We start from the raw sequence: 21,779 nt of genomic DNA, 5'->3' as shown, positions 1-21,779 counted from the left end.
CCGGATTCCCCGCGCCTGCCCGCATGCCGCTCACAGCACCAGCAGCGTCACCGCCATGATCGCCATACCCGCGATCAGCGAGTAGATCACCGTGTGGTGCTCGCCGGTCTCCTCGGCCGCGGGGAGCAGTTCATCCAGCGAGACGAAGACCATCACCCCGGCCACGCCGGCGAGTATCGCTCCCATCGCGCCGCCGGTCAGCAGCGGGGCCAGCAGCAGGAACCCGATGACCGCGCCCGCGGGTTCCGCCAGGCCCGTCATCGTCGCCAACCAGAACGCCGTCCTCCGGGACCCGGTCGCACGGCGCACGGGCACCGCGACCGCGAGACCCTCGGGGATATTGTGCAGCGCGATCGCGGCGACCACGGGGATGGCGACCTCCGGGGCCTGCAGGGCGGCGACGAAGGTCGCGAAGCCCTCGGGCACGTTGTGCAGGGCCAGCGCGGCGGCGGTCACCACGCCGGTGCGCATCAGCCGTGCCTTCAGCGCCCGGTCAGCGACCTGCTCCTCGGGCTCGCGCACCTCGGCCCGCCCGGCGGTGCCGGCCATGCGGCCGGAGAACTCGTGCGGATTGACGGGCTGCGGCACCAGCCGGTCCAGCACGGCGATCAGGCCGATGCCGACGAAGAAGGAGAGCACGGCCACGCTGGTGCCGCGCCCCGTGACCTCTCCGCCGGCCGGCTCGCCGGAGAGGATCCGGGCTCCCTCGGGCATGAGCTCGACGAAGGAGACGTAGAGCATCACGCCCGCGGACAGCCCCAGCCCGCCGGCCAGCATCTTCGGGCTCGTCCCGCGCCCCATCACCCCGAGCGCCGCCCCGATGCTGGTGGCCGCGCCCGCGACGAGGGTGAGCAGGAGGGCGACGAGCACGACTCGACCTTAACCGCCCGCGGCGCCCGTGCCGTGGCGCCGAGCCGTCAGCGCGGTGGGACCGGCGCGCCGTCGTCCCGCCGCTCTTCGTAGACTGCTCCCATGCCTGATCCCGCCCCCTTCCTCGCCGTGACCGATCTCCGCGGGCGCACGCTCACCGCCTCGGAGCTGACGGCGGCCCTGCCGCGCGCCGAGCTGGACGTCGAGTCCGCGGCCCGGGCCGTCCGCCCCGTGGTCGAGGACGTCGCCGTGCGGGGCGCCGATGCCGTCCTGGACGCATCCGAGCGGTTCGACGGGGTGCGTCCCGAGCATCTCCGCGTGCCGCAGGCCGAGCTGGACAGAGCTCTCGATGAGCTCGATCCGCAGATCCGGGACGCGCTGGAGCAGTCCGCGGCCCGGGTGCGGGCCGTCGACGGTGCGCAGCAGCGCCCCGAGGAGACCGTGCAGGTCGTGCCCGGGGGCACCGTCTCCCAGCGGTGGGTGCCGGTGCGGCGCGTGGGCCTGTACGTGCCCGGTGGTCGTGCGGTGCTGCCCAGCTCCGTGGTGATGAACGTCGTCCCCGCCCAGGTCGCGGGTGTCGGCGAGATCGTGCTGGCCTCGCCGCCGCAGAAGGAGTTCGGGGGCCTGCCGCACCCGACGATCCTCGCGGCCTGCGCTCTGCTCGGCGTCACCGAGGTGATCGCCGCCGGCGGCGCCCAGGCGGTCGCACTGCTGGCCCACGGCGCCGAGGACGTCGACGGCGACGGCCCGCTCACGCCCGTCGACCTGGTCACCGGCCCCGGCAACGTGTACGTCGTCGCCGCCAAGCGCCTGGTGCGGGGCACGGTGGGGATCGACGCCGAGGCCGGTCCCACCGAGATCGCGATCCTCGCGGATCGAGCCGCCGAGCCCGCCTACCTCGCCGCCGATCTCATCTCCCAGGCGGAGCACGATCCGGCGGCCGCGAGCATCCTGGTCACCGACGCGCCCGAGCTCGTGGGCGAGGTCGAGGCGGAGCTCGCCCGGCAGGTGCCGCTCGCGCTCCACCGCGAGCGCATCGAGCAGGCACTGCGAGGGCCCCAGAGCGGGGCCGTTCTGGTCGAGGACATCGGTCGCGGGCTCGAGGTCGTCGACGCCTATGGCGCGGAGCACCTGGAGATCCACACCGCCGACGCCGCAGAGGTCGCCGCGCGCGTCACCAACGCCGGCGCGGTCTTCGTCGGCCCGCACAGCCCGGTCAGCCTCGGCGACTACGCCGCGGGCTCGAACCATGTCCTGCCCACCGGCGGCAGCTCTCGCTACAGCGGCGGCCTCGGCGTGCAGACGTTCCTGCGCGGGATCCACGTCGTGGACTACGACCGCGATGCCCTCGCCACGGCCCGCCCGGCGGCGACCACGCTCGCCGCCGCCGAAGGGCTGCCCGCGCACGGCACGGCGATCGACATCCGCTTCGAGCGCTGAACCGGGCGGCGGCCCCGCCCGGCAGGTGATCGCCATGCGGTGGACGTCAGCGCCGAGTCATCCCCTCCTGAGGGCGTGAGAGCGCGCCTGCGTCCCGATTCCTGCGCTGCCGCGGTCCCGGACGGGCTCAGGGCGACGAGTGCCGGCTTCCGTCGTCCTCGGTGTCGACGGCGGCGGGGGAGGCCTCCTCGGAGTCGGCGTTCGCCGACGCCGCGGCGCTCCCGGTGCCGGCCGCGACGACCTCGACCCGTTCGCCGCGGGTGAGGAAGAGAGCCACGGCTCGCCAGCCGAGCATGCCGATCGCGGTGACCACGCCGGTGACGATGACGAAGGATGTCTCCGTGCCACCGCCGAAGAGGGTGCGGATCGCCATGGCCGTCGCGAGCATGATCGCCCACACGAACAGCCCATGCGGCCACAGCCGGAACGGTGCACGCCAGGCACGGATCGCCAGGTGGCCCAGCAGCACGCCGACGGCGAACGGCCACCCCACCAGGAAGAGGTTCTGCGAGGTCAGCGGCGTGCCGTGCTGCACGAAACCGATCGCGACGAAGAGGATCACGACCAGCAGGTCACCGACCAGAGCACCCAGGGAGCGGAACATGCCCCCAGGGTAAGGGCGGCTCCCGCAGGGTCCTGACCGAGGAGAGGGCACGCGTGAGGCGGGCCACGGCGGCCCCCGCAGCCCGGACGGCAGGCTCGTCCCCGCCGCCGGCGTTCTACCATGGAGACCATGCCTGCGAACTCCGCTCCGACCACCGCCACCGCCGCGCTGCCCGTGCCGCGCGACGGGATCGTGGGCGCCGCTCCCTACGGCGCCCCGCAGCTCCCGGTCGAGCACGCGCTCAACGTCAACGAGAACCCGTACGGGCCCTCGCCGGAGCTGGCCGAGCACATCGGCCGCGCCGCTGCAGAGGCCGCGCGGGGCCTGAACAGGTACCCGGACCGCGAGGCGCTCGCCCTGCGCGGCGAGCTCGGCGAGTACCTCGCCGCCGAATCCGGCATCCCGGCACCGGCTCCCGAGGCGGTGTGGGCCGCCAACGGGTCCAACGAGGTCATGCACCAGCTGCTGCTGGCCTACGGCGGCCCCGGCCGCACCGCGCTCGGGTTCACCCCGCACTACTCGATGTACCCGGAGTACGCGCGCGACACCTACACCGGGTGGGTCACCGTCGAGCGCGGGCCGGCTCCGGAGTTCGCCCTGACCCCGCAGGCCGTGCGCGAGGCCATCGCCGTGCACCAGCCCAGCATCGTGGTGCTGACCAGCCCGAACAACCCCACCGGCACCGCGCTGACGCTCGACGTCGTCGAGGCGGCGGCCGCGGCGCTGGCCCCCGCGCGAGGTCTGCTCGTGGTCGACGAGGCCTACGGCGAGTTCCGCCGCGACGGGGTGGCCAGTGCCCTCACCGTGCTCGAGGATCACCCGAACCTGGTCGTCACCCGCACCATGTCCAAAGCGTTCGCCCTGGCCGGAGCACGCCTGGGATACTTCGTCGCCGACCCGGCGATCGTGGACGCCGTGCGGGTGGTGCGCCTGCCCTACCACCTCTCCGCCGTCACGCAGGCGGTGGCCCGCGCCGCCCTCGCCCACCGTGAGGAGCTGCTGGGCAAGGTCGCGCTGCTGCGCACCGAGCGCGACGCCCTGGCCGAGCACCTGATCGCCCGGGGCCACAGCGTGGCTCCGTCGGACGCGAACTTCCTCCTCATGCGCACCTTCGCCGACCGCGACGACGTGTTCGAGGCGCTGCTGCGGCGCGGCGTGCTCGTGCGCGCCGTCGGCCCCGCCGGCTGGCTGCGCGTCTCGGTCGGCACGCCCGAGAACAACGCCGCATTCCGCACCGCCCTCGAGGAGGCCGACCCCCGATGACCGACACCGCCGCACCCCGCTCGCCCCGCACCGCGAGCATCTCGCGCACCACCCGCGAGTCCTCCGTCGAGGTCACGCTCGATGTCGACGGAACCGGTCAGGTCGACGTCTCGACCACCGTCCCCTTCTTCGATCACATGCTGACCGCACTGGGCACCCACGCCCGCTTCGACCTCACCGTCCGGGCGAGCGGGGATACCGACATCGACGCCCATCACACCGTCGAGGACACCGCGATCGTGCTCGGTCGCGCGCTGCGCGAAGCCCTCGGCGACAAGCAGGGCATCTCCCGTTTCGGAGACGCCCTGGTCCCGCTGGACGAGGCGCTCGCACAGGCCGTGGTCGACCTCTCCGGCCGCCCGTACTGCGTCCACAGCGGGGAGAGCGAGGCCCAGGCCCACCACCTGATCGGCGGGCACTTCACCGGCTCGCTGACCCGGCACGTCTTCGAGTCCATCGCCCATCACGCCGCGATCTGCCTGCACATCCGTGTGCTCGACGGCCGCGACCCCCACCACATCGTCGAGGCTCAGTTCAAGGCGCTCGCCCGCGCGCTGCGCACCGCCTGCGCCCGCGACGAGCGCGTCCTCGACGTGCCCTCCACGAAGGGAGCCCTGTGAGCACTCCTGACCGCCCCGACCCCACCGAGGACCCGGGCGGCTCCGGCGACATCGACGCCGAGTTCGCCCGCCTGACCGAAGGCCTCTCCCTCGACGAGGAGGCGCCCCTGACCGTCGACGACGTGCTGTCCGACGGTGAGGACGACCAGGAGCCGACCCTCGCCGTCGTCGCCACGTCCGTGGCGTCGGCGAAGGCCCTGGCCGGTGCGATCCGCCTGGGCCGAGAGGCACGCACCGACGGGATCGACATCCCGGCCGCCACCCGCACCCTGGACACCCGCACGGGGGCCATCGCCGTGGGCGCCCTGCCCGAGAACACCGCCCACGACCTCGCGGCGATCGCCTCGACGGCACTGCAGCGCAACGGCATCGTGCTGTTCTGGCGCCGCGGCGACCGCATGACCGCCACTCGCTACCGCAACGGCGAGCGCGGCGAGGACGTCTCCCCGGCGATCGTGCTCGGCGCGGTCGACGACATCGTCGAGCAGCTCCTGCTGGGCGCGACGGGCCTGGACGAGCTGGACGAGGGGATCGACCCCGCGACGATCACCCGCACCGAGGCCCTGAAGTGGATCGCCTCCGGGAAGAAGCGCTCATGAGCGCGACCGGAGCCGAGTCCGCGGGGAGCGGTGCGGCGCAGCAGGACGCACCCCACGTGGTCGTCCTCGATCACGGCTCGGGCAACGTGCGCTCCGTGGTGCGCGCCCTCGAGGCGGCCGGTGCCCAGGTCGAGCTGACCGCCGAGCGGGACCGGGCCCTCGCGGCCGACGGACTCGTCGTCCCCGGCGTCGGCGCCTTCGAGGCGACCGTCGAGCAGATCCTCGGCGTCGGCGGCGACCGCATCATCGAGCAGCGTCTGGCCGGGGGCCGCCCCGTGCTCGGCATCTGCGTCGGTCTCCAGGTCATGTTCGACGCCGGCACCGAGCACGGCCGGCGCAGCACCGGCCTGGGCCAGTGGCCCGGCGAGGTGACCCGTCTGGAGGCGCCGGTGGTGCCCCACATGGGCTGGAACACCGTGGAGGCGGCAGAGGGGACGCAGCTGTTCGACGGCATCGGCGACGAGCGCTTCTACTTCGTCCACTCCTACGCGGCCCGGAGCTGGGTGATGGAGCAGATCGGCTCCCTCCCCGCACCGAAGGTGACCTGGGCCGAGCACCATGGCGACCGGTTCATCGCCGCGGTCGAGAACGGCGCCCTGGCGGCCACCCAGTTCCACCCCGAGAAGTCCGGCGAGGCAGGGGCCAGGATGCTGGCGAACTGGCTGCGGACCCTGCCGCGCCGGGCGGCGGCGGGCAGCGGCGATGAGCACGCGCGATGATCGGCGCGTTCCTCATGCTGTTCGCCGGCGGCATGCTGCTCGGCGGCGCCTGGTCCTTCTTCCGGGCCAGGAAACCGTGGTGGGCGACCGTGGGATTCGCCCTGGCCGGTCTGGTCTGCTTCGCGGTCTCGATCTGGAGGATCCAGACCGGCTGAGCCGGCTCCATCCCCTCTCCCACAGCTCGACCCCCACCCCGCGGCACCGACCCCGGGACCACCCCGCCCCTCAGGAGGCCACTATGACCGCTCCCGTGCTCGAGCTGCTCCCTGCCGTCGACGTGCAGGGCGGCCAGGCCGTCCGCCTCGTCCAGGGTGAGGCAGGCACCGAGACCGCCTACGGCGCACCCCAGGACGCCGCGCTCTCCTTCCAGGCAGGTGGGGCGAGCTGGCTGCACCTCGTCGACCTCGATGCCGCCTTCGGACGCGGCAGCAACGCGTCCCTGCTGGCCGAGGTCGTGGCCACCGTCGATCTGAACGTCGAACTCTCGGGCGGGATCCGCGACGACGAGACCCTGGCCGCTGCGCTCGCCACCGGCTGCCGGCGGGTCAACCTCGGCACCGCCGCCCTGGAGAACCCGGAATGGACCGCCGAGGTGCTCGCCGAGCACGGGGACCGCATCGCCGTCGGCCTCGACGTGCGCGGCACCACGCTGGCGGCGCGGGGCTGGACGCGCGAGGGCGGCGACCTCTGGGAGACGCTCGAGCATCTCGACGAGGCCGGCTGCCAGCGCTATGTGGTCACCGACGTCGCCAAGGACGGCACCCTGCGCGGCCCCAACGTCGATCTGCTGCGCCAGGTGTGCTCGCGCACCGACGCGGCCGTGGTCGCCTCCGGTGGGGTCTCCTCCCTGGAGGACCTGCGGGTGCTGCGCGAGCTGGTTCCCGAGGGCATCGAGGGCGCCATCGTCGGCAAGGCCCTGTACGCCGGGGCATTCACCATGGGCGAGGCACTGGACGTCGCGGGGCGTGCATGAGCAGTGCCGCCTCCGGAACCGGTGAGCAGGACTCGCGCGGAGACCGGGCACGGCGCGTGCTGCCGTCCCATTTCCGCGAGAAGTCCGCACTGACCGACACCGCCGGGGTGCCGTGGGCCGGGCGCGACCATGCGGCCAGCCCCTTCCCGGGCGATGACGGCACGACTCCGCCTGAGCTCGCCCGGGCGCTGGCCGCCCATCGCGCGGGATCGGACCCGCATCGTCAGGCCCTGGTCGCCGCTCTCGCCGCCGCCCGCGTGCTGGTGCCGATCATGGCGGTCGCCGCCGGCACGGAGACCACCGCGCACGGCGTCCACGGCGACAACGGGGCGGATATGGCGATGGTCTCCCTCACCGCCCCCGACGGTGCCCGCGTGCTGCCGGTGTTCACCTCGGTCGCGGCGCTGTCCGCCTGGCGCACCGATGCCCGCCCGGTGCCCGTGATCGCTCCTCAGGCCGCCCAGGCGGCGGTGCAGGAGGGCTGCACCTCCCTGCTGCTGGATGCTGCGGCCCCGGCCGACGAGGGCGGCCCGATCCTGCTGCCGCGCTCGGTGCTGTGGGCCCTGGCCCAGGGCCGCACCTGGATCCCCCCGCACGCCGACCCGGAGGTCACCGCGGCCCTGACGCGCATCGCCGGAGCGACTGAGCACGTCAGGGCGCTGGACGCCCACGCGGGGGAGCGCAGCGAGGTCGACCTCCGGCTGCGGCTGCGACCCGGCCTGACCGAGACCCAGGTGCGCGCGGTCGTCGACGAGGTCTCCGCTCGCCTGGGCGCTGAGGAGCTCGTCGCCGAGCGCATCAGCTCATTGCGGCTCGTCCTCGGCTCCTGAGCTGCCGAGCTCCGCCTTCCCCGGTCCCTCCGGGCCCGGCCCGCCCGGTCCGGGCCGCGAGGTCAGGAGACGCGGCCCGTGTACTTCTCCCCGGGAGCTTCACCGGGAGCGTCGGGGAACGGCAGCGCCTCGGCGAAGGCCAGCTGCAGCGACCGCAGCCCGTCGCGCAGCGACCGGGCGTGCTCGTTGCCGATCTCGGGCGCTGCCGCGGTGACCAGACCGGCCAGCGCGGTGATCAGCTTCCGGGCCTCGGAGAGGTCCTGGTACTGCCCGGTCTCCTCGTCCTCGGCGAGTCCGACCTTCACCGCGGCGGCGCTCATCAGATGCACGCAGGCGGAGGTGATGATCTCCACCGCCGCCACCTCGGAGATGTCGCGCAGCGCCTCCGCGGAGAGGTCCTCGTCCAGTGGCGCGGGCGCGAGGGCGGCGTTGTGGTTCTGGGTCTCGTTCTGGTTCTCGTTCACGATGTCCTTCGGGGGTCGGGAGATGCGATGCCCTCATCCTCCCAGGGGGAGGGTCCCGGTTCCGGCATCGGTGTTCATGGACAGGTCGAATTGCACACCGGCCGGTTCGGCACCGACGGGCACGTCGTAGACGGCGTGCATCGTGGCCCTCTGCTCGGGACCGACGAGCCCGAGAGCATCCGTATCGGCCACGTACTCCCGGGAGGCCTCCTCGTCCACGGGGACGACCGTCCCGTCGGCGGTCTGCAGGACGGCATTGTCGACGAGGTACAGGGCCTGGGTCGACGCATTCACGATCTCGAACGTGACGATGACGAACTCGCCATCGGGCTCCACGGTCTCGGCCCTGTCCCCGACCTGGCGCACTCCGACCTCGGTCCCCAGCTCCCGGACGGTGACGTCGCCGATCGCGACCTCACCGGTCGCCGATGCCCCGGCGGGCGCCGGGTCGGCCGGATCGGCATCCGATGCCGCGGGGGCCGCCGGCGTCTCGGGAGCCAGCGCGCGGTAGGCGAGGATGCTGCCGCCCACGGCCACCACCAGGACGAGCACTGCCACGACGGCGAGCGAGGCGATCAGCGGGCCGCGCCGCGGGCCACCGGGCGCCGCGTCGCCCGGAGCCGGCGACGGCGCCGGACGGCGATTGGGCCGGGCGGGACGCGGGGGAGGCGTCGGGAAACCCTCCGGGACCGGGCGCAGCACGGCCCGGGGAGCAGTTCCCTCGCGCAGGGCCGTCACCGGCTGCATCCCGGTGGCAGGCTGCACGCCGGTGTCCTCGCCGGCGGACCCGGCCTCGGGGGCACCGGACTCCTCGGGGGCGCCGGACTCGTCGGCGGCGCCGGACCGCTCGGGAGCGCCGGGCTCGTCGGACTCGGCAGTGACCGGGCCCGCCTCCGTCTCGGAGGATGACGACGGATCCGACGGAGCGGGGTCGGCCGGTGCGCCGTATCCGTACTCCTGCGCCGCGGAGCCGGGACCCTGCTGCGGGGGCGACCCACCGACCTCGGTGGGCTCCTCGGGGGTCTCGCGGTCGATCTCCACCACAACTCCTCGCTGGTCGCAGGTCGCGGACGCGACGGACATCACCTGGACTGCCCGGATGGCCCTGCTAGAATAGACGACTGGAACAGGTCGAAAACCCTCGTCAGTCGTTCCTCAAGTGGAGTCCCTTCCCACCTCGTGGCACTCAGCCCCGGGCCTGCCGGTCCTGGGCGAACAGTCACCAGGTCAGTATCGCAGTCGGGCAGCAATGTCCGGTCGGCGCCGCGGCGCCGCGCACCTTGGGGCCTCCGCATGAAGCGGGGGCCTTTCGTCGTGTTCGAGTCGAACCAAGGTGAGGAGCCAACATCAGCGAACAGCGCATCAATGGTCAGATCAGGGTCCCCAAGGTCCTCCTGGTCGGGCCCGCCGGCGAGCAGGTCGGTGAGGTCCGCGTCGAGGACGCCCTGCGTCTCGCCGCAGAAGCCGATCTCGACCTCGTCGAGGTCGCCCCCGGCGCGAACCCGCCGGTCGCCCGTCTCATGGACTACGGCAAGTACAAGTACGAAGCCAACCTGAAGGCGCGCGAGTCGCGGAAGAATCAGGCCAATACGGTCCAGAAGGAAATCCGTATGGGTCTGAAGATCGACACCCATGACTACGAGACCAAGCGCCGCAACGTTGAGAAGTTCCTGGCCGGCGGTGACAAGGTCAAGGTCATCATCCGTTTCCGTGGTCGTGAGCAGTCCCGCCCCGAGATGGGTGTGCGTCTGCTCAGCCGGATGGCCGAGGACGTCTCCGAGTACGGTTTCGTCGAGTCGCACCCGCGGCAGGACGGCCGCAACATGGTGATGGTCTTCGGGCCTCACAAGAAGAAGGCCCAGGCCATGGCCGAGGCCCGCAAGCGCAAGACCGATGCCGAGAAGGCCGCTGCCCGCGGTGGGGACGACTCGTCCTCGGCCGGGGCGGACGCCGAGTCCGGCTCCGAGTCCTGAGAACGTACGAAGGAGAACAGGCACCATGCCCAAGAACAAGACCCATTCGGGGACCAAGAAGCGCGTCCGCACGACCGGCTCCGGCAAGCTCATGCGCGAGAAGGCCAACGCCCGCCACCTGCTGGAGCACAAGTCCTCCACGCGCAAGCGCCGCCTGGGCACCGACACCAACGTCGCCAAGTCCGACGTCAAGCGCATCAAGAAGCTGCTGGGCCGCTGATCGCCCGCGCGGGAGCCCGCCTCCCGCCCCCTGAACATCACGATCGAAGGAGTATCACGTGGCACGCGTGAAGCGGGCGGTCAACGCCCAGAAGAAGCGTCGGGAGATCCTCGAGCAGGCCAGCGGCTACCGCGGTCAGCGCTCCCGTCTGTACCGCAAGGCCAAGGAGCAGGTGCTCCACTCGGCCACCTACAACTACCGCGACCGCAAGGCGCGCAAGGGCGACTTCCGTCGCCTGTGGATCCAGCGCATCAACGCTGCGGCCCGCGCCAACGGCCTGACCTACAACCGCTTCGTCCAGGGCCTCGGCCTCGCGGGCGTCGAGGTCGACCGCCGCATGCTCGCCGAGCTCGCGGTCAACGATGCCCCGGCATTCGCCGCCCTGGTCGAGGTCGCCAAGAACGCCCTGCCCAAGGACGTCAACGCGCCGGCAGCCTGACATCGCTCCCTCTGCGATGACCGAGCGCCCGGATCAGTCCCCGATCACCTCGCCCCGCTCCGAGCGGGTGCGGAAGGTGGCGGCACTGACCGGGCGCTCTGCACGTCGCAAGCAGGGTCGCTTCCGCATCGAAGGACCGCAGGCGGTCCGCTCCCTGCTCGCCCACCGCCCGGACCTCGCTCTCGAGCTCTTCGTGACTCCCGAGGCACTGACCGCTCATCCGGAGCTCGCCGACCTCGCGCAGGACGCCGGCGTGGCGGCGCGCGAGGTCCCGGGCGAGGTCATCCGTGCCATGGTCCGCGACCCCGGCCCCGGCCACGACGGCGAGCTCGACACGGAGGCGGCCACCGGCTCCCGCGCCGGGGCGCTGGTGAGTCCTCAGGGCGTCGTCGCGATCGGTCGACTGCCCGCCGAGGAGTCGTCGGCCGCGCCTGTTGCGATCCAGGCCCTTCCCGGCACCGCGCCGGTCACCGTCGTCGTGCTCCATGAGGTGCGCGACCCCGGCAACGTCGGCACCCTGATTCGCACAGCCGATGCCGCCGGCGCCGACCTCGTGGTCCTGACCCGCACCAGCGCCGACCCCTTCTCCCCGAAGGCGGTGCGAGCCGCCGCAGGCAGCCTCGTCCACCTCCCGGTGGTCGCCGGAGCGGACATCGACGAGACGCTCGGGAGCCTGGCCTCCGCCGGCATCACGGCGGCGGCCACCAGCGGCCGTGCCGAACAGGACCTGTTCGTTGCGGACCTGCCCGCGCGTGTGGCCTGGATACTGGGCAACGAGGCCCACGGACTGGACGAGAGCACGCTCGCCGCCGCACCGTTGGCCGTGCGCATCCCGCTCGCCGGCCACGCCGAATCCCTGAACGTCCACACCGCGGCGACCGTCTGCCTGTTCGAGACCCTCCGCCGCAGGCAGGCAGGGGTATGACGCGCCGATCCGTGAAGCTCGGTGCCCTCGCCGTCCCGGCCCTGCTGGCCCTGACCATCGCCTCCGCACTGGCCGGCCTGTTCGCCACCGGCGCCGCCGCACCGGCCACCCTGGTCCCGGCCTCACCGCTGGTCACCTGGGGGATCCCGGTGGTGCGGGCCCTTCACCACCTCGGGCTGCTGCTGGCCGTCGGCGCCGGGGGAACCGCCGTGCTCCTGCTCCCGGGGCCGTCCCGGCGGGAGGTCACCACGCTCGACCCGGTCCGGCGCCGCACAGTCCGGATCGGCGCCGCCGGAGCCGCACTGTGGGCCGTGGCCTCCGCAGCTCTGGTCCCGCTCGGGGGGCTCGAGGCCGCCGGGGCCGATTCGGGGCTGGACGTCTGGGATATCGCGCTGGCCAGTGATCTCGGCAGGCTGCAGCTGACCGTCGCCGTCGCCGCTGCGCTGTCCGCGCTCGCCTATGCGCTGGCGCGCTCCACGGTCCTGGCGTGCTGGGCGCTGGCCTTCTCCGGGATCGGAGTCGGCGCGCTGGGTCTCGCCGGCCATGCCGGAGCCAGCCTGGACCATGTCAACGCCGTCAACGCCATGGCCCTGCACCTGATCTCGGTCTCGGTGTGGGCGGGAGGTCTGCTGGTGATCGGCCTGATCGCCCCCTGGCTCGAGGACGACCGGCTGGCCACGACGGTGCGGCGGTTCTCGCCCTGGGCGCTGACCGCGATCATCGCTCTGGCGATCAGCGGCCTGGTCAGCGCCACGATCCGCATGTCCGGCTGGGGGCAGCTGGTGACCACCGGGTACGGCCGCATCGTGCTGCTGAAGGCCACCGGTCTCGTGGTCCTCGCCGGCATCGGCGCGCTGCAGCGTCGCCGGCTGGGGGAGCGGCTGCGCTTCCGGCACCTGGTCGTCACCGAGGGTGTGGTGATGGCCGGCGTGATCGGGGCCTCGATCGCTCTGGGACGCTCCGCGCCACCGGTGCCGCAGGAGATTCCGGCGGTGGGTGACCTGCGGGTCCTCTCGCTCGTGGGGTACCTGCCGCCCGAGCAGGAGTTCAGCCCCACCTCGATGTTCACACTGTTCGAGCCGGACTGGATCGCGCTGCTCCTGGCCGTGGTCATGGCCGGGGTCTACGTGGCCGGCGTGGCCCGGCTGCGGCGCCGGGGCGACGCCTGGCCGTGGCACCGCACCGTCGTGTTCGTGCTGGGCTGCCTGGCCTTCGCCTGGGTCATGAACGGCGGCGCCTCCGCGTGGGGGAAGATGCGCTTCGACGCCCACATGGTCCAGCACATGGCGATGATGATGATCGTGCCACCGCTGTGGGTCCTCGGAGCCCCCGTCACGCTGCTCTCACGCGCCGTCCCCCCGCGCACCGACGGGTCGCGCGGCATCCGCGAATGGGTCCTGGCCGCACTGCACTCCGGCTTCGCGCGGCTGGTCTCCTCGCCGCCTCTGGCCGGAGCCCTGTTCGCGGGGTCGCTGGTGGTCTTCTACTTCACGCCGCTGTTCGAGCTGGCGATGTACACCCACCTCGGCCACGTGCTGATGACCGTGCACTTCCTGGCCTCGGGCTACCTGTTCGCGTGGGTCCTGATCGGCATCGACCCGGCGCCGAGGCCGATCAACCCCATCCTGAAGCTGATCACCCTGCTGGTCACCTTGGCCTTCCACGCCTTCTTCGGCGTCGCCCTGGTCTCGGCGACCTGGCTCATCGCGGAGCACTGGTACACCGACCTCGGCATGTACTCCCTCCAGCGCCTGGAGCTGATCCAGGTCCGCGGAGGCACCATCATGTGGGCCATCTCGGAACTGCCCACCGTGGGCTACGCGATCCTCGTCGCCGTGCTGTGGATGAAGTCCGAGGACCGGCGGGCACGGCAGTTCGACCGCAAGGCCGACCGCGACGGCGGCGCGGAACTGGCCGCCTACAACGCCTACCTCGCCAGGCTGCGGGGAGAGCCGACGGGGCCGACGGAGGCTGCGGTATCCAGCCAGGAGCCCGCGAGGCACGAGCCCCCGGCCGCCCGCGACGACGCCGCCCGCGACGACGCCGCCCGCGACGACGCCGCCCGCGACGACGCCGTCGCCGAGGACGATGTCCCGGGCGGCCCGGCGCAGCGGTAGCCCGACCGCCGGCCCTGGCTCACAGCCAATCGCCGCGGGCAGCCTCCTTCTCGGCACCGATGGTCGTGTCCGGGCCGTGCCCGGTGTGGACCATCGTCTCGTCGGGCAGAGCGAACAGACGCTCCCGGATCGACTCCTCGATCGTCTCCCGCGAGGAGAAGGAACGGCCCGTCGCCCCGGGGCCGCCCTGGAACAGGGTGTCACCGCTGAAGAGAGCCCCCAGCGCCTCGGCGTAGTAGCAGGTCGCCCCGGGGGAGTGGCCAGGGGTGTGCAGAGCTTCGAGATCCACGCCGGCGATGGTGAACATGTCCCCGTCGCTGACGTCGTCGTCCCAGGGCAGGTCGCCGTGGGTCAGCTGCCACACCTCCCGATCGGCGGGATTCAGCAGGACCGGCGCCTCGAGCTCCTCGGACAGCTCCGGCGCCATCCGCGCGTGGTCGTCGTGGGAGTGCGTGAGGAGGATGCCGACGCATTCGCGATCCCCGACGAGCTCGAGGACCGTCTTGACGTCGTGCGGGGCGTCGACGACGACGCACTGCTGGTCGTCGCCGAGGACCCACACGTTGTTCTCGACGTCGAAGGTCTCCCCGTCCAGGCTGAACGTGCCGGAGGTGACTGCGTGAGCAAGTCGCGCGTTCATCGGCCGATCACCGCCACGGTGCGCAGGGTGTTGCCCTCGTGCAGGGCGTCCAGTGCCTCGTCGACGCCGGCCAGATCGGTGCGGCCGGTCACGAAGCGGTCCAGCGGCAGCCGTCCCTGCAGGAACAGGTCCGTGAGGTAGGGGAAGTCCCGCTCGGGCAGGCAGTCGCCGTACCAGGACGACTTCAGCGAGCCGCCGCGGCCGAACACGTCCAGCAGCGGCAGGGTGAGCGTCGCGTCCGGATGCGGAACGCCGACGAGGACGACGCGGCCGGCCAGGTCCCGCGAGTAGAAGGCCGTCTCGTACGTCTGCGGGATGCCGACCGCGTCGATGACGACGTCGGCCCCGAAGCTGTCGGTGAGCTCCTGGACCTTCTCGGCCACCTGCTGCGGCGAGAGGCCCCCGGTGTTCACCGTGTGGGTCGCCCCGAGCTCCTCGGCCGCGGGGAGCTTCTTCTCGTCCACGTCCAGGCCGATGATGGTCGTGGCCCCGGCGAGCTGCGCCCCGGCGATCGCGGCGCATCCCACGCCGCCCAGCCCGATCACGGCCACGGATTCGCCGCGCTGGATGGCACCAGTGTTCACGGCAGCGCCGATCCCGGCCATCACGCCGCAGCCGAGCAGGCCTGCGACCTCGGCCGGGGCCTCCTCGGAGACCTTCGTGCACTGGCCCTCGTGCACCAGCGTCTGCTCGGCGAACGCGCCGATGCCGAGCGCGGGCTCGAGCTCGGTGCCATCGGTCAGCGTCATGGACTGCGAAGCATTGTGGGTGTCGAAGCAGTACTGCAGGGCGCCCTTCGTGCAGGCGCGGCACTGCCCGCACACGGCGCGCCAGTTCAGGACGACGAAATCGCCGACGGCGACGTGGGTGACGGAATCGCCGATCTCCACGACCCTGCCGGCGGCCTCATGCCCCAGCAGGAAGGGGAACTGGTCGTTGATCCCGCCGTCGCGGTAGGCGAGATCGGTGTGGCAGACGCCGCAGGCCTCGATGTCGACGACGACGTCATGCGGTCCGGGGTCCGGGATGACGATGTCGACCAGCTCGGCCGGCTGTTTCTCGGTGCGGGCGATGACGCCCTTGACGGTCCGGGGCATGAGCTGCTCCTGACTTCCGGTGACGGGGATGTTCCTGCCCCCAGCCTAAGCGGTCGGTGCTGGTCGCACCGCCGATCCGGCGGACGGGCGAGGCCGCGCGCCCGCCGGGTCAGCCGACGACCATCCCCGGGCCCTCGATCTCCGGGTGGACGCGCTCGGCGCTGTGCCAGTTGCCGGCCTCGACGGGGCGGTAGTTGTAGTCGCGCACCATCTCCTCGACGGTCTGGCGCGGACCGTGATGGCTGTCCGAGGCGACGACACCGGTGAGGTAGTCCGTCTCGTTCTGGTACTGCTCCGGGTTGCCGTGCCACGCGGCGCGGTTGTCCGCCATGACCGACAGCTCCTCCTTGGACATCGAGATCGAGAGGTCGTCGCCGCGCTGGAACTGGCCGTACGTCTGGCCGAGCAGATCCGTCATGGCCGGCGTGCGCTCGACGTCGCCGAGCGTCATGGTGTACGAGGTCTGCTTGCCGGTCCCACCCTCGACCATCACGGAGTTGTTCTCGGCCTCCCCGTGCGGAAGGATCTGCTGGGCGAACTCCTGCGACCCGTCGGGGTAGTCGCGCACGATGAGCTCGTCCGAGAATCCCTCGTGCTTGCGGCCGAGCGTCAGCACGTCCTCGTGACCGATCTCGAAGCCGCTCTCGATCACGGTGGACGTGTGCGTCTGCCGGTAGCGGTCCTCGACCCCGGCGCCCGACGCATCCTCGGGCATCCCCTGGTTCATCGCCCGCATGTACGCCTCGGTGCCCGCGGCGTCGTCGCTGAACTCCGAGTACTCCAGGACCTTCGTCTTCTCGATGGTCTCCTGACCCATGGAGAGCTTCAGGTCACCGTGGCCGAGATCCACGGTGGAGCCGTGGGCGGTCATCTCGGTGGGGCCCTCGAGCATTGAGAGGTTGCCGGTGTCCTCGTCCCGGGAGATCTTCAGCGACTGGGAGTTGCCCTCCTTGACCGATCCGCCGAGACCGAGCTCGAAGCCGCGGTACTCGCCGCTGACCGACAGCGAGCTCTTCTCCTCCACGCCCGTGCCGGTGGTCACGGAGGCGCCGGGCGGGATCGACGAGGGGTCGAAGGGATTGATCTTCATCGCCTCGGCGGCGTCCGTGCCCTTGGGGACCTCGACGCTGTAGACCTGCTCGACCTTGCTGCTGGTGCTTCCCTCGGCCCCGATGACCTTGCCGTCGAACTCGCCCGAGCCGCTGAATTCCGCCAGGCCGGTGAAGGTGTACTTGAGCTTGCCGTCGGCGGTCTCGGTGACCTCCATCGTGTCGCCCACCCGCACCGATGTCGTCACCGTACCGTTCGGCGTCTGGACCTCGGTCTCCACCGTCGTCGTCCCGTCGAGCTTGACCGTCTGGGACCCGTCATCGCCCAGCGTGATCTTCGAGCCGTCGGGCAGCGTGATCGTGGTCTTCGACCCCTCGCCGCGCTTCTGGTCGAAGTCGTCCTCGGCGATCCGGGCACCCATGAGCGTCGAGCTGTCGCCGCCGTGGCCCAGCAGATCGCTCCACCACGTCCCGGTGCCCAGCTGATCGCCGCCCTGACCGAGCAGAGCGGCCAGGGTCCGGCCGATGCTCGAGCCCAGCAGCGCGGTCAGGCCCTCGGGCGCGGAGGCCCGGTCCTGCTGGTCCGCCTCCTCGGTCAGGGTCGTGGACGCCTCGCTCAGGCGGTTCCCGGCCGAGCTCATCAGCCCGGCAGTGCGATGCCAGTCCGTGCGGAACGTCTCCGCGTCGCGGCCCTCCCACGAGCACGAGGCGACCAGCGGTGTCAGGGTCGCGAGGAGATCGTCGAGCCGGCGGGCGCCACGGGCAGTGGCCAGGGCGTGGGCTCGCAGCGCTTCGGTGTCGGCGCCATGGGTGATCGCGTCGGCCATCGTTCTCCTCGTCGTCCGCCCGGTTCCTCTGCCGGGCATCGTCGGATCGGTCGCTATCGGTCGCTTCGGGAGGTCGGTCCCGACGCTACGGGACCCGGGCGGCCGCTTCCATGGGGAGAACTCCCCGTCCTGCCCTCCCCGCCGGCGACGGCCGGACGGGCGGGGAAGGGCTCGGCCCGTCGTCCGTAGAATGGCCCGGGCCGCCGCCATGGCGCCGCCCCGATCAGCCCGCCGGACGAAAGCGAATCCTGTGTCCGATTCATCCCCCGCGCCCGAGCCGCCCGTCATCGACGAGGCGAGCATCGGCGCCGCCGTGGACGCCGCCCTGGCCGCGATCGCCGCGGCCGCGACCACCGACGAGCTCAAGCAGGTGCGCATCGAGCATGTCGGCGACAACAGTGTCCTGACCAGTGCGAACCGCTCCCTCAAGGATCTGCCCAAGGATCAGCGCGCTGCGGCCGGCAAGCTGGTCGGTCAGGGCAAGGGCCGGGTGCAGAAGGAACTCGCCGCCCGGCAGCAGGAGCTGGCCGCCGCCGAGGAGGAGGCGGCGCTCGCCGCCGAGACGGTCGACGTCACCCTGCCCACCGACCGTCGCCCGCGCGGCGCCGCGCACCCCCTGACCACGCTGACCGATCGCATCAACGACTTCTTCATCGGGATCGGCTGGGAGATCGCCGAGGGCCCCGAGATCGACGCGGAGTGGCTGAACTTCGACGCCCTGAACGCGGACCCGGAGCACCCCTCGCGCTCGCTGCAGGACACGCTGTACGTCGCGCCCGAGGGGTCCGGGATGCTGCTGCGCACCCAGACCTCCCCGGTCCAGATCCGCGCGATGCTCGAGCGCGGCGCCCCCCTGTACGTCGCGTGCCCCGGCACCGTGTACCGCGCCGACGAGATGGACGCGACGCACTCGCCGATGTTCCATCAGGTCGAAGGCCTCGCAGTCGACAAGGACCTCACCATGGCCAACCTGGTGGGCACGCTGGACGCCTTCGCGGCGCACCTGTTCGGTGGCCGGCCCATCACGCGGCTGCGTCCCAACCACTTCCCCTTCACCGAGCCCAGTGCGGAGATGGACTTCCGCTGCTTCCGGTGCGAGGCCCGCCTCGGGCTGGACCATGACGCGGACCCTGCCTGCCGCGTGTGCGGCGGCACGGGGTGGATCGAGATGGGCGGCTGCGGCATGGTCCATCCGAACGTGCTGCGTGCGGCCGGGGTGGATCCGGAGGAGTACCAGGGCTTCGCCTTCGGCCTGGGGATCGAGCGCATTCTGATGCTCCGCAACGGAGTGGCCGACATGCGCGACATGGTGGAGGGCGATGTCCGCTTCTCCCAGCACTACGGGACGGAGATCTGAGATGCCTCGCATTCCCCTGACCTGGCTCGCCGAGCACGTCACCCTGCCCGAGGACGCCTCGGCGCTGCAGGTGGCCACCGACCTCTCCCGCGTCGGCCTCGAGGAGGAGGCGATCCACGGCGCCCAGGTGACCGGCCCGCTGGTCGTCGGCCGTGTGCTCGAGCTCGTCGGCGAGCCGCAGAAGAACGGCAAGACCATCAACTGGGTGCGGGTGGACGTCGGGCCTGAGCACAATGAGGCCGCCGACGACCCGAAGGATCCGCAGCCCGGCGAGGAACGGCCCAGCCGCGGCATCGTCTGCGGCGCCCACAACTTCGTCGCGGGTGACCTCGTCATCGTCTCGCTGCCCGGCACCGTGCTGCCCGGGGACTTCGCCATCGCCGCCCGGCGCACCTACGGCCACACCTCCGACGGCATGATCTGCTCCGGCGAGGAGCTGGGTCTCGGCCCGGACCCCGCGGGGGAGGACGGCATCATCGTCCTGGGCCGCGGCCACGCCGAGGGGCTGAGCGCCGAGCCCGGGGACGACGCGATCTCCCTGCTGGGCCTGGCCGACGAGGTCGTCGAGATCAACGTGACCCCGGACCGCGGCTACTGCTTCTCGATGCGGGGCGTGGCCCGCGAGTACTCCCACGCCACCGGCGCCGCGTTCACCGACCCGGCCGCCACCGTCGAGGTGCCCGAGCCCGCCGGGGAGGGGCCCGCGGTGCAGTTGCGCGACGACGCCCCGATCCGCGGCGGCCAGGGCTGCTCCCGGTTCGTCGCGCTCGAGGTCAGCGGCGTGGATCCCACGGCGCAGACCCCGCGCTGGATGGCGCGCCGGCTCACCCAGGCGGGCATGCGCCCGATCTCCCTGATCGTGGACGTCACCAACTACGTGATGCTCGACCTCGGCCAGCCGCTGCACGCCTACGACGCCGAGAAGGTCGTCGCCCCGATCGTGGTCCGCCGCGCTCGGGCCGGGGAGCAGCTCACCACTCTCGATGACGTCACGCGGACGCTCGATGGCGAGGACCTCCTGATCACCGACAGCGAAGGCGGCGAGGGCGAGCGCGTGCTCGGGATCGCCGGGGTGATGGGCGGTGCCGACACCGAGGTCGGTGAGGGCACGAGCAGCATCGTGCTCGAGGCGGCGACGTTCCAGCCGGTCACGGTGGCGCGCTCCGCGCGCCGGCACCGCCTGCCCTCGGAAGCCTCCAAACGCTTCGAGCGCGGTGTGGATCCGCACCTGCCTGTGGTGGCCGCACGCCGCGCCGCCGAACTCATCACCCGCTTCGGCGGCGGACGGATCAGCGACCGCCTCACGGATGTGGGCGGCGTCGGCGAACCGGTCCAGATCAGCATGCCCGTGGATCATCCCGAGCGCGTCGTCGGGATCCCGTACACCCCGCAGCAGGTGCGCGGCACGCTGGAGATGATCGGCTGCACCGTCGAGGACGGCGCCCAGGGCGCCTTCGGTGTGAGGCCGCCCAGCTGGCGCGGCGACCTCACCCTCAAGGAGGATCTGGTCGAGGAGGTGGCGCGGCTCGTCGGCTACGAGAAGATCCCCTCCGTCCTGCCGACGGCGCCCGGAGGTCGCGGGCTCACCGTCGCCCAGCGCGCCCGTCGCAGCGCCAACCGGGCGCTGGTCGAGGCCGGTCTCACCGAGGTCGCCTCCTCGCCGTTCGTCGGCGAAGAGGTCTTCGACCAGCTGCGCTACGGGGCCGACGACGAGCGCCGCGGCGCCGTGCGGCTGCTGAACCCGCTGGCCGAGGACGAGCCGCTGATGCGTTCCGAGCTGCTGCAGACCCTGCTGCCGGTGGCTCGCCGCAATCTCGGCCGCGGCGAGGACTCCGTGGCGATCTTCCAGCTCGGCACCGTCTCCCGCTCCCGCGGGGAGGGGGTCCGCTCCCCGGTTCCGGCACCTGCGCAGCGACCCACCGACGCGGAGCTCGAGGAGATCCTCGGTGCCCTGCCCGCCCAGACCCGTGCGCTGGCCGCCGTCGTCGGCGGCGCCTCCGGGCCCGGCTCGTGGCAGGGGGATCCCGCGCCGTGGGGATGGGGCGATGCCTTCGACCTGGCCCGCCGGGTCGCCGCCGCCGTCGGAGGCGAGCTCGAGGTGCGCCAGGTCGAGCGTGCGCCCTTCCACCCCGGACGGGCGGGGCAGCTGCGTGTGACCACGGCCGACGGGGAGTCCGCGGTGGTCGGCTACGCGGGTGAGCTGCACCCGGCGGTGGTCACGGAGTTCGGGCTCCCGGCCCGCACCAGCGCCTTCGAGCTGGATCTGGAGGCCGTGATCGCCTCCGCCCCGGCCGTCGTGCGGGCGGCCCCGGTCCCGACGTTCCCCCCGGCCAAGGAGGACTTCGCCTTCGTGGTCGACGAGAACGTCCCCGCCAGCGCCGTCGAGGCCGCGATCGTGGTCGGCATGGGCGACCTCGCCGAACGGGTCCGCCTCTTCGACGTCTTCACCGGTGAGCAGATCGGCCACGGCAAGAAGTCCCTCGCCTTCGCGGTCCGGCTGCGATCGGCGGAAGGCACCCTGACCGCCGAGCAGATCGGGCAGGCGCGTCAGCGCTGCATCACCGCCGTGGAGAACGCGGTCGGGGGAGTGCTCAGGGCGTGAGCCCGCCGCTCTCGGAGGCCTGCCGGCACGAGGCCCCGAGCGAGCTCGCCGAGCCATGACAGGGAAGGCCCCGGTACCGGAGATGATCCGGAGACCGGGGCCTTCCGGTGTGCGAGGGCCCGGACTGCTGCCCGCTCACCGGCGCCGACTG

The 21,779-nt window shown here is 72.4% G+C and carries 22 protein-coding genes; 15 read left to right on the top strand and 7 right to left on the bottom strand.

From position 1 onward, the window contains the following. Positions 1 to 30 precede the first annotated feature (30 nt). The gene (gene zupT, locus ACFQRJ_RS11995) at positions 31 to 870 is read right to left on the bottom strand and encodes a zinc transporter ZupT (protein ID WP_377019350.1); all 840 of its coding nucleotides are present in this window, start codon (positions 868 to 870) and stop codon (positions 31 to 33) included. 102 nt (positions 871 to 972) lie between these two features. On the opposite strand from zupT, the gene hisD reads away from it, so the two are divergent. Further along, positions 973 to 2,310: a histidinol dehydrogenase gene (gene hisD, locus ACFQRJ_RS11990; protein ID WP_377019349.1), complete on the top strand. Its 1,338-nt coding sequence runs from the start codon at positions 973 to 975 to the stop codon at positions 2,308 to 2,310. Between the two features lie 127 nt (positions 2,311 to 2,437). Here the strand turns inward: hisD and ACFQRJ_RS11985 are convergent, their stop codons facing one another. Then, positions 2,438 to 2,914: a DUF3054 domain-containing protein gene (locus tag ACFQRJ_RS11985; RefSeq protein WP_377019348.1), complete on the bottom strand. Its 477-nt coding sequence runs from the start codon at positions 2,912 to 2,914 to the stop codon at positions 2,438 to 2,440. Between the two features lie 129 nt (positions 2,915 to 3,043). Between ACFQRJ_RS11985 and ACFQRJ_RS11980 the strand changes: the two genes are divergently transcribed. From ACFQRJ_RS11980 to ACFQRJ_RS11950, 7 genes are all read left to right on the top strand, one after another. Next, positions 3,044 to 4,177 carry a histidinol-phosphate transaminase gene (locus ACFQRJ_RS11980; RefSeq protein ID WP_377019347.1) on the top strand — a complete coding sequence of 378 codons (1,134 nt, stop codon included), beginning with the start codon at positions 3,044 to 3,046 and terminating at the stop codon, positions 4,175 to 4,177. Continuing rightward, positions 4,174 to 4,797: an imidazoleglycerol-phosphate dehydratase HisB gene (gene hisB / locus ACFQRJ_RS11975; RefSeq protein ID WP_377019346.1), complete on the top strand. Its 624-nt coding sequence runs from the start codon at positions 4,174 to 4,176 to the stop codon at positions 4,795 to 4,797. Before ACFQRJ_RS11980 ends, hisB begins: the two co-directional genes overlap by 4 nt. Further along, on the top strand, positions 4,794 to 5,396 hold the full coding sequence (locus ACFQRJ_RS11970; RefSeq protein WP_377019345.1) for a hypothetical protein: 603 nt from the start codon (positions 4,794 to 4,796) through the stop codon (positions 5,394 to 5,396). The genes hisB and ACFQRJ_RS11970 overlap by 4 nt, the downstream gene beginning before the upstream one ends. Continuing rightward, a complete protein-coding gene (hisH, locus tag ACFQRJ_RS11965) occupies positions 5,393 to 6,115 on the top strand; it encodes an imidazole glycerol phosphate synthase subunit HisH (RefSeq protein WP_377019344.1) in 723 nt (240 codons plus the stop codon). The genes ACFQRJ_RS11970 and hisH overlap by 4 nt, the downstream gene beginning before the upstream one ends. Continuing rightward, on the top strand, positions 6,112 to 6,270 hold the full coding sequence (locus tag ACFQRJ_RS11960; RefSeq protein WP_377019343.1) for a hypothetical protein: 159 nt from the start codon (positions 6,112 to 6,114) through the stop codon (positions 6,268 to 6,270). Before hisH ends, ACFQRJ_RS11960 begins: the two co-directional genes overlap by 4 nt. Before the next feature lie 83 nt (positions 6,271 to 6,353). Then, positions 6,354 to 7,088 (top strand): bifunctional 1-(5-phosphoribosyl)-5-((5-phosphoribosylamino)methylideneamino)imidazole-4-carboxamide isomerase/phosphoribosylanthranilate isomerase PriA, encoded by a 735-nt coding sequence (priA, locus tag ACFQRJ_RS11955; RefSeq protein ID WP_377019342.1) that lies wholly within the window; start codon positions 6,354 to 6,356, stop codon positions 7,086 to 7,088. Then, a complete protein-coding gene (locus ACFQRJ_RS11950) occupies positions 7,085 to 7,918 on the top strand; it encodes an SseB family protein (RefSeq protein WP_377019341.1) in 834 nt (277 codons plus the stop codon). The genes priA and ACFQRJ_RS11950 overlap by 4 nt, the downstream gene beginning before the upstream one ends. A gap of 62 nt (positions 7,919 to 7,980) precedes the next feature. Here the strand turns inward: ACFQRJ_RS11950 and ACFQRJ_RS11945 are convergent, their stop codons facing one another. Both ACFQRJ_RS11945 and ACFQRJ_RS11940 read right to left on the bottom strand, forming a co-directional pair. After that, positions 7,981 to 8,325, bottom strand: coding sequence for a DUF1844 domain-containing protein (locus ACFQRJ_RS11945; RefSeq protein ID WP_377019480.1), 345 nt, complete (start codon positions 8,323 to 8,325; stop codon positions 7,981 to 7,983). A 90-nt stretch (positions 8,326 to 8,415) separates the two neighbouring features. Then, positions 8,416 to 9,423 (bottom strand): hypothetical protein, encoded by a 1,008-nt coding sequence (locus ACFQRJ_RS11940; RefSeq protein ID WP_377019340.1) that lies wholly within the window; start codon positions 9,421 to 9,423, stop codon positions 8,416 to 8,418. A 305-nt stretch (positions 9,424 to 9,728) separates the two neighbouring features. On the opposite strand from ACFQRJ_RS11940, the gene infC reads away from it, so the two are divergent. Genes infC through ACFQRJ_RS11915 form a run of 5 tightly spaced genes read left to right on the top strand, consistent with a single transcriptional unit; the run spans position 9,729 to position 14,056 of the window. Next, positions 9,729 to 10,355 carry a translation initiation factor IF-3 gene (gene infC / locus ACFQRJ_RS11935; protein WP_377019479.1) on the top strand — a complete coding sequence of 209 codons (627 nt, stop codon included), beginning with the start codon at positions 9,729 to 9,731 and terminating at the stop codon, positions 10,353 to 10,355. A gap of 25 nt (positions 10,356 to 10,380) precedes the next feature. Next, positions 10,381 to 10,575, top strand: a complete 195-nt coding sequence (gene rpmI, locus ACFQRJ_RS11930) for a 50S ribosomal protein L35 (RefSeq protein WP_377019339.1) — start codon at positions 10,381 to 10,383, stop codon at positions 10,573 to 10,575. Between the two features lie 58 nt (positions 10,576 to 10,633). Next, positions 10,634 to 11,014, top strand: a complete 381-nt coding sequence (gene rplT / locus ACFQRJ_RS11925) for a 50S ribosomal protein L20 (protein WP_377019337.1) — start codon at positions 10,634 to 10,636, stop codon at positions 11,012 to 11,014. A gap of 16 nt (positions 11,015 to 11,030) precedes the next feature. Continuing rightward, a complete protein-coding gene (locus ACFQRJ_RS11920) occupies positions 11,031 to 11,939 on the top strand; it encodes a TrmH family RNA methyltransferase (protein WP_377019336.1) in 909 nt (302 codons plus the stop codon). Further along, positions 11,936 to 14,056 carry a cytochrome c oxidase assembly protein gene (locus ACFQRJ_RS11915; RefSeq protein ID WP_377019335.1) on the top strand — a complete coding sequence of 707 codons (2,121 nt, stop codon included), beginning with the start codon at positions 11,936 to 11,938 and terminating at the stop codon, positions 14,054 to 14,056. The genes ACFQRJ_RS11920 and ACFQRJ_RS11915 overlap by 4 nt, the downstream gene beginning before the upstream one ends. A gap of 19 nt (positions 14,057 to 14,075) precedes the next feature. Here the strand turns inward: ACFQRJ_RS11915 and ACFQRJ_RS11910 are convergent, their stop codons facing one another. The 3 genes from ACFQRJ_RS11910 to ACFQRJ_RS11900 form a co-directional block, all read right to left on the bottom strand. Next, positions 14,076 to 14,696 carry an MBL fold metallo-hydrolase gene (locus ACFQRJ_RS11910; protein WP_377019334.1) on the bottom strand — a complete coding sequence of 207 codons (621 nt, stop codon included), beginning with the start codon at positions 14,694 to 14,696 and terminating at the stop codon, positions 14,076 to 14,078. Next, positions 14,693 to 15,793, bottom strand: coding sequence for an S-(hydroxymethyl)mycothiol dehydrogenase (locus ACFQRJ_RS11905; protein WP_377019333.1), 1,101 nt, complete (start codon positions 15,791 to 15,793; stop codon positions 14,693 to 14,695). Before ACFQRJ_RS11905 ends, ACFQRJ_RS11910 begins: the two co-directional genes overlap by 4 nt. A gap of 109 nt (positions 15,794 to 15,902) precedes the next feature. Continuing rightward, positions 15,903 to 17,669 carry a WXG100 family type VII secretion target gene (locus tag ACFQRJ_RS11900; RefSeq protein ID WP_377019332.1) on the bottom strand — a complete coding sequence of 589 codons (1,767 nt, stop codon included), beginning with the start codon at positions 17,667 to 17,669 and terminating at the stop codon, positions 15,903 to 15,905. 250 nt (positions 17,670 to 17,919) lie between these two features. On the opposite strand from ACFQRJ_RS11900, the gene pheS reads away from it, so the two are divergent. Both pheS and pheT read left to right on the top strand, forming a co-directional pair. After that, a complete protein-coding gene (gene pheS, locus ACFQRJ_RS11895; RefSeq protein WP_377019331.1) occupies positions 17,920 to 19,026 on the top strand; it encodes a phenylalanine--tRNA ligase subunit alpha in 1,107 nt (368 codons plus the stop codon). 1 nt (position 19,027) lies between these two features. Then, positions 19,028 to 21,628 carry a phenylalanine--tRNA ligase subunit beta gene (gene pheT, locus ACFQRJ_RS11890; RefSeq protein WP_377019330.1) on the top strand — a complete coding sequence of 867 codons (2,601 nt, stop codon included), beginning with the start codon at positions 19,028 to 19,030 and terminating at the stop codon, positions 21,626 to 21,628. The last annotated feature ends 151 nt before the right edge of the window (positions 21,629 to 21,779 follow it).

The organism is Brachybacterium sp. GCM10030252 (assembly GCF_042666535.1).
Taxonomy (GTDB): domain Bacteria; phylum Actinomycetota; class Actinomycetes; order Actinomycetales; family Dermabacteraceae; genus Brachybacterium.
This window is presented reverse-complemented; position numbering and strand designations above follow the sequence as displayed.

Excerpts from the sequence above, each read along its gene's own strand:
- hisD (WP_377019349.1), top strand. The coding sequence starts at position 973 with ATGCCTGATCCCGCCCCCTTCCTCGCCGTGACCGATCTCCGCGGGCGC.
- ACFQRJ_RS11985 (WP_377019348.1), bottom strand. The coding sequence starts at position 2,914 with ATGTTCCGCTCCCTGGGTGCTCTGGTCGGTGACCTGCTGGTCGTGATC.
- ACFQRJ_RS11980 (WP_377019347.1), top strand. The coding sequence starts at position 3,044 with ATGCCTGCGAACTCCGCTCCGACCACCGCCACCGCCGCGCTGCCCGTG.
- hisB (WP_377019346.1), top strand. The coding sequence starts at position 4,174 with ATGACCGACACCGCCGCACCCCGCTCGCCCCGCACCGCGAGCATCTCG.
- hisH (WP_377019344.1), top strand. The coding sequence starts at position 5,393 with ATGAGCGCGACCGGAGCCGAGTCCGCGGGGAGCGGTGCGGCGCAGCAG.
- ACFQRJ_RS11960 (WP_377019343.1), top strand. The coding sequence starts at position 6,112 with ATGATCGGCGCGTTCCTCATGCTGTTCGCCGGCGGCATGCTGCTCGGC.
- priA (WP_377019342.1), top strand. The coding sequence starts at position 6,354 with ATGACCGCTCCCGTGCTCGAGCTGCTCCCTGCCGTCGACGTGCAGGGC.
- ACFQRJ_RS11950 (WP_377019341.1), top strand. The coding sequence starts at position 7,085 with ATGAGCAGTGCCGCCTCCGGAACCGGTGAGCAGGACTCGCGCGGAGAC.
- rpmI (WP_377019339.1), top strand. The coding sequence starts at position 10,381 with ATGCCCAAGAACAAGACCCATTCGGGGACCAAGAAGCGCGTCCGCACG.
- ACFQRJ_RS11920 (WP_377019336.1), top strand. The coding sequence starts at position 11,031 with ATGACCGAGCGCCCGGATCAGTCCCCGATCACCTCGCCCCGCTCCGAG.
- ACFQRJ_RS11915 (WP_377019335.1), top strand. The coding sequence starts at position 11,936 with ATGACGCGCCGATCCGTGAAGCTCGGTGCCCTCGCCGTCCCGGCCCTG.
- ACFQRJ_RS11910 (WP_377019334.1), bottom strand. The coding sequence starts at position 14,696 with ATGAACGCGCGACTTGCTCACGCAGTCACCTCCGGCACGTTCAGCCTG.
- ACFQRJ_RS11905 (WP_377019333.1), bottom strand. The coding sequence starts at position 15,793 with ATGCCCCGGACCGTCAAGGGCGTCATCGCCCGCACCGAGAAACAGCCG.
- ACFQRJ_RS11900 (WP_377019332.1), bottom strand. The coding sequence starts at position 17,669 with ATGGCCGACGCGATCACCCATGGCGCCGACACCGAAGCGCTGCGAGCC.
- pheT (WP_377019330.1), top strand. The coding sequence starts at position 19,028 with ATGCCTCGCATTCCCCTGACCTGGCTCGCCGAGCACGTCACCCTGCCC.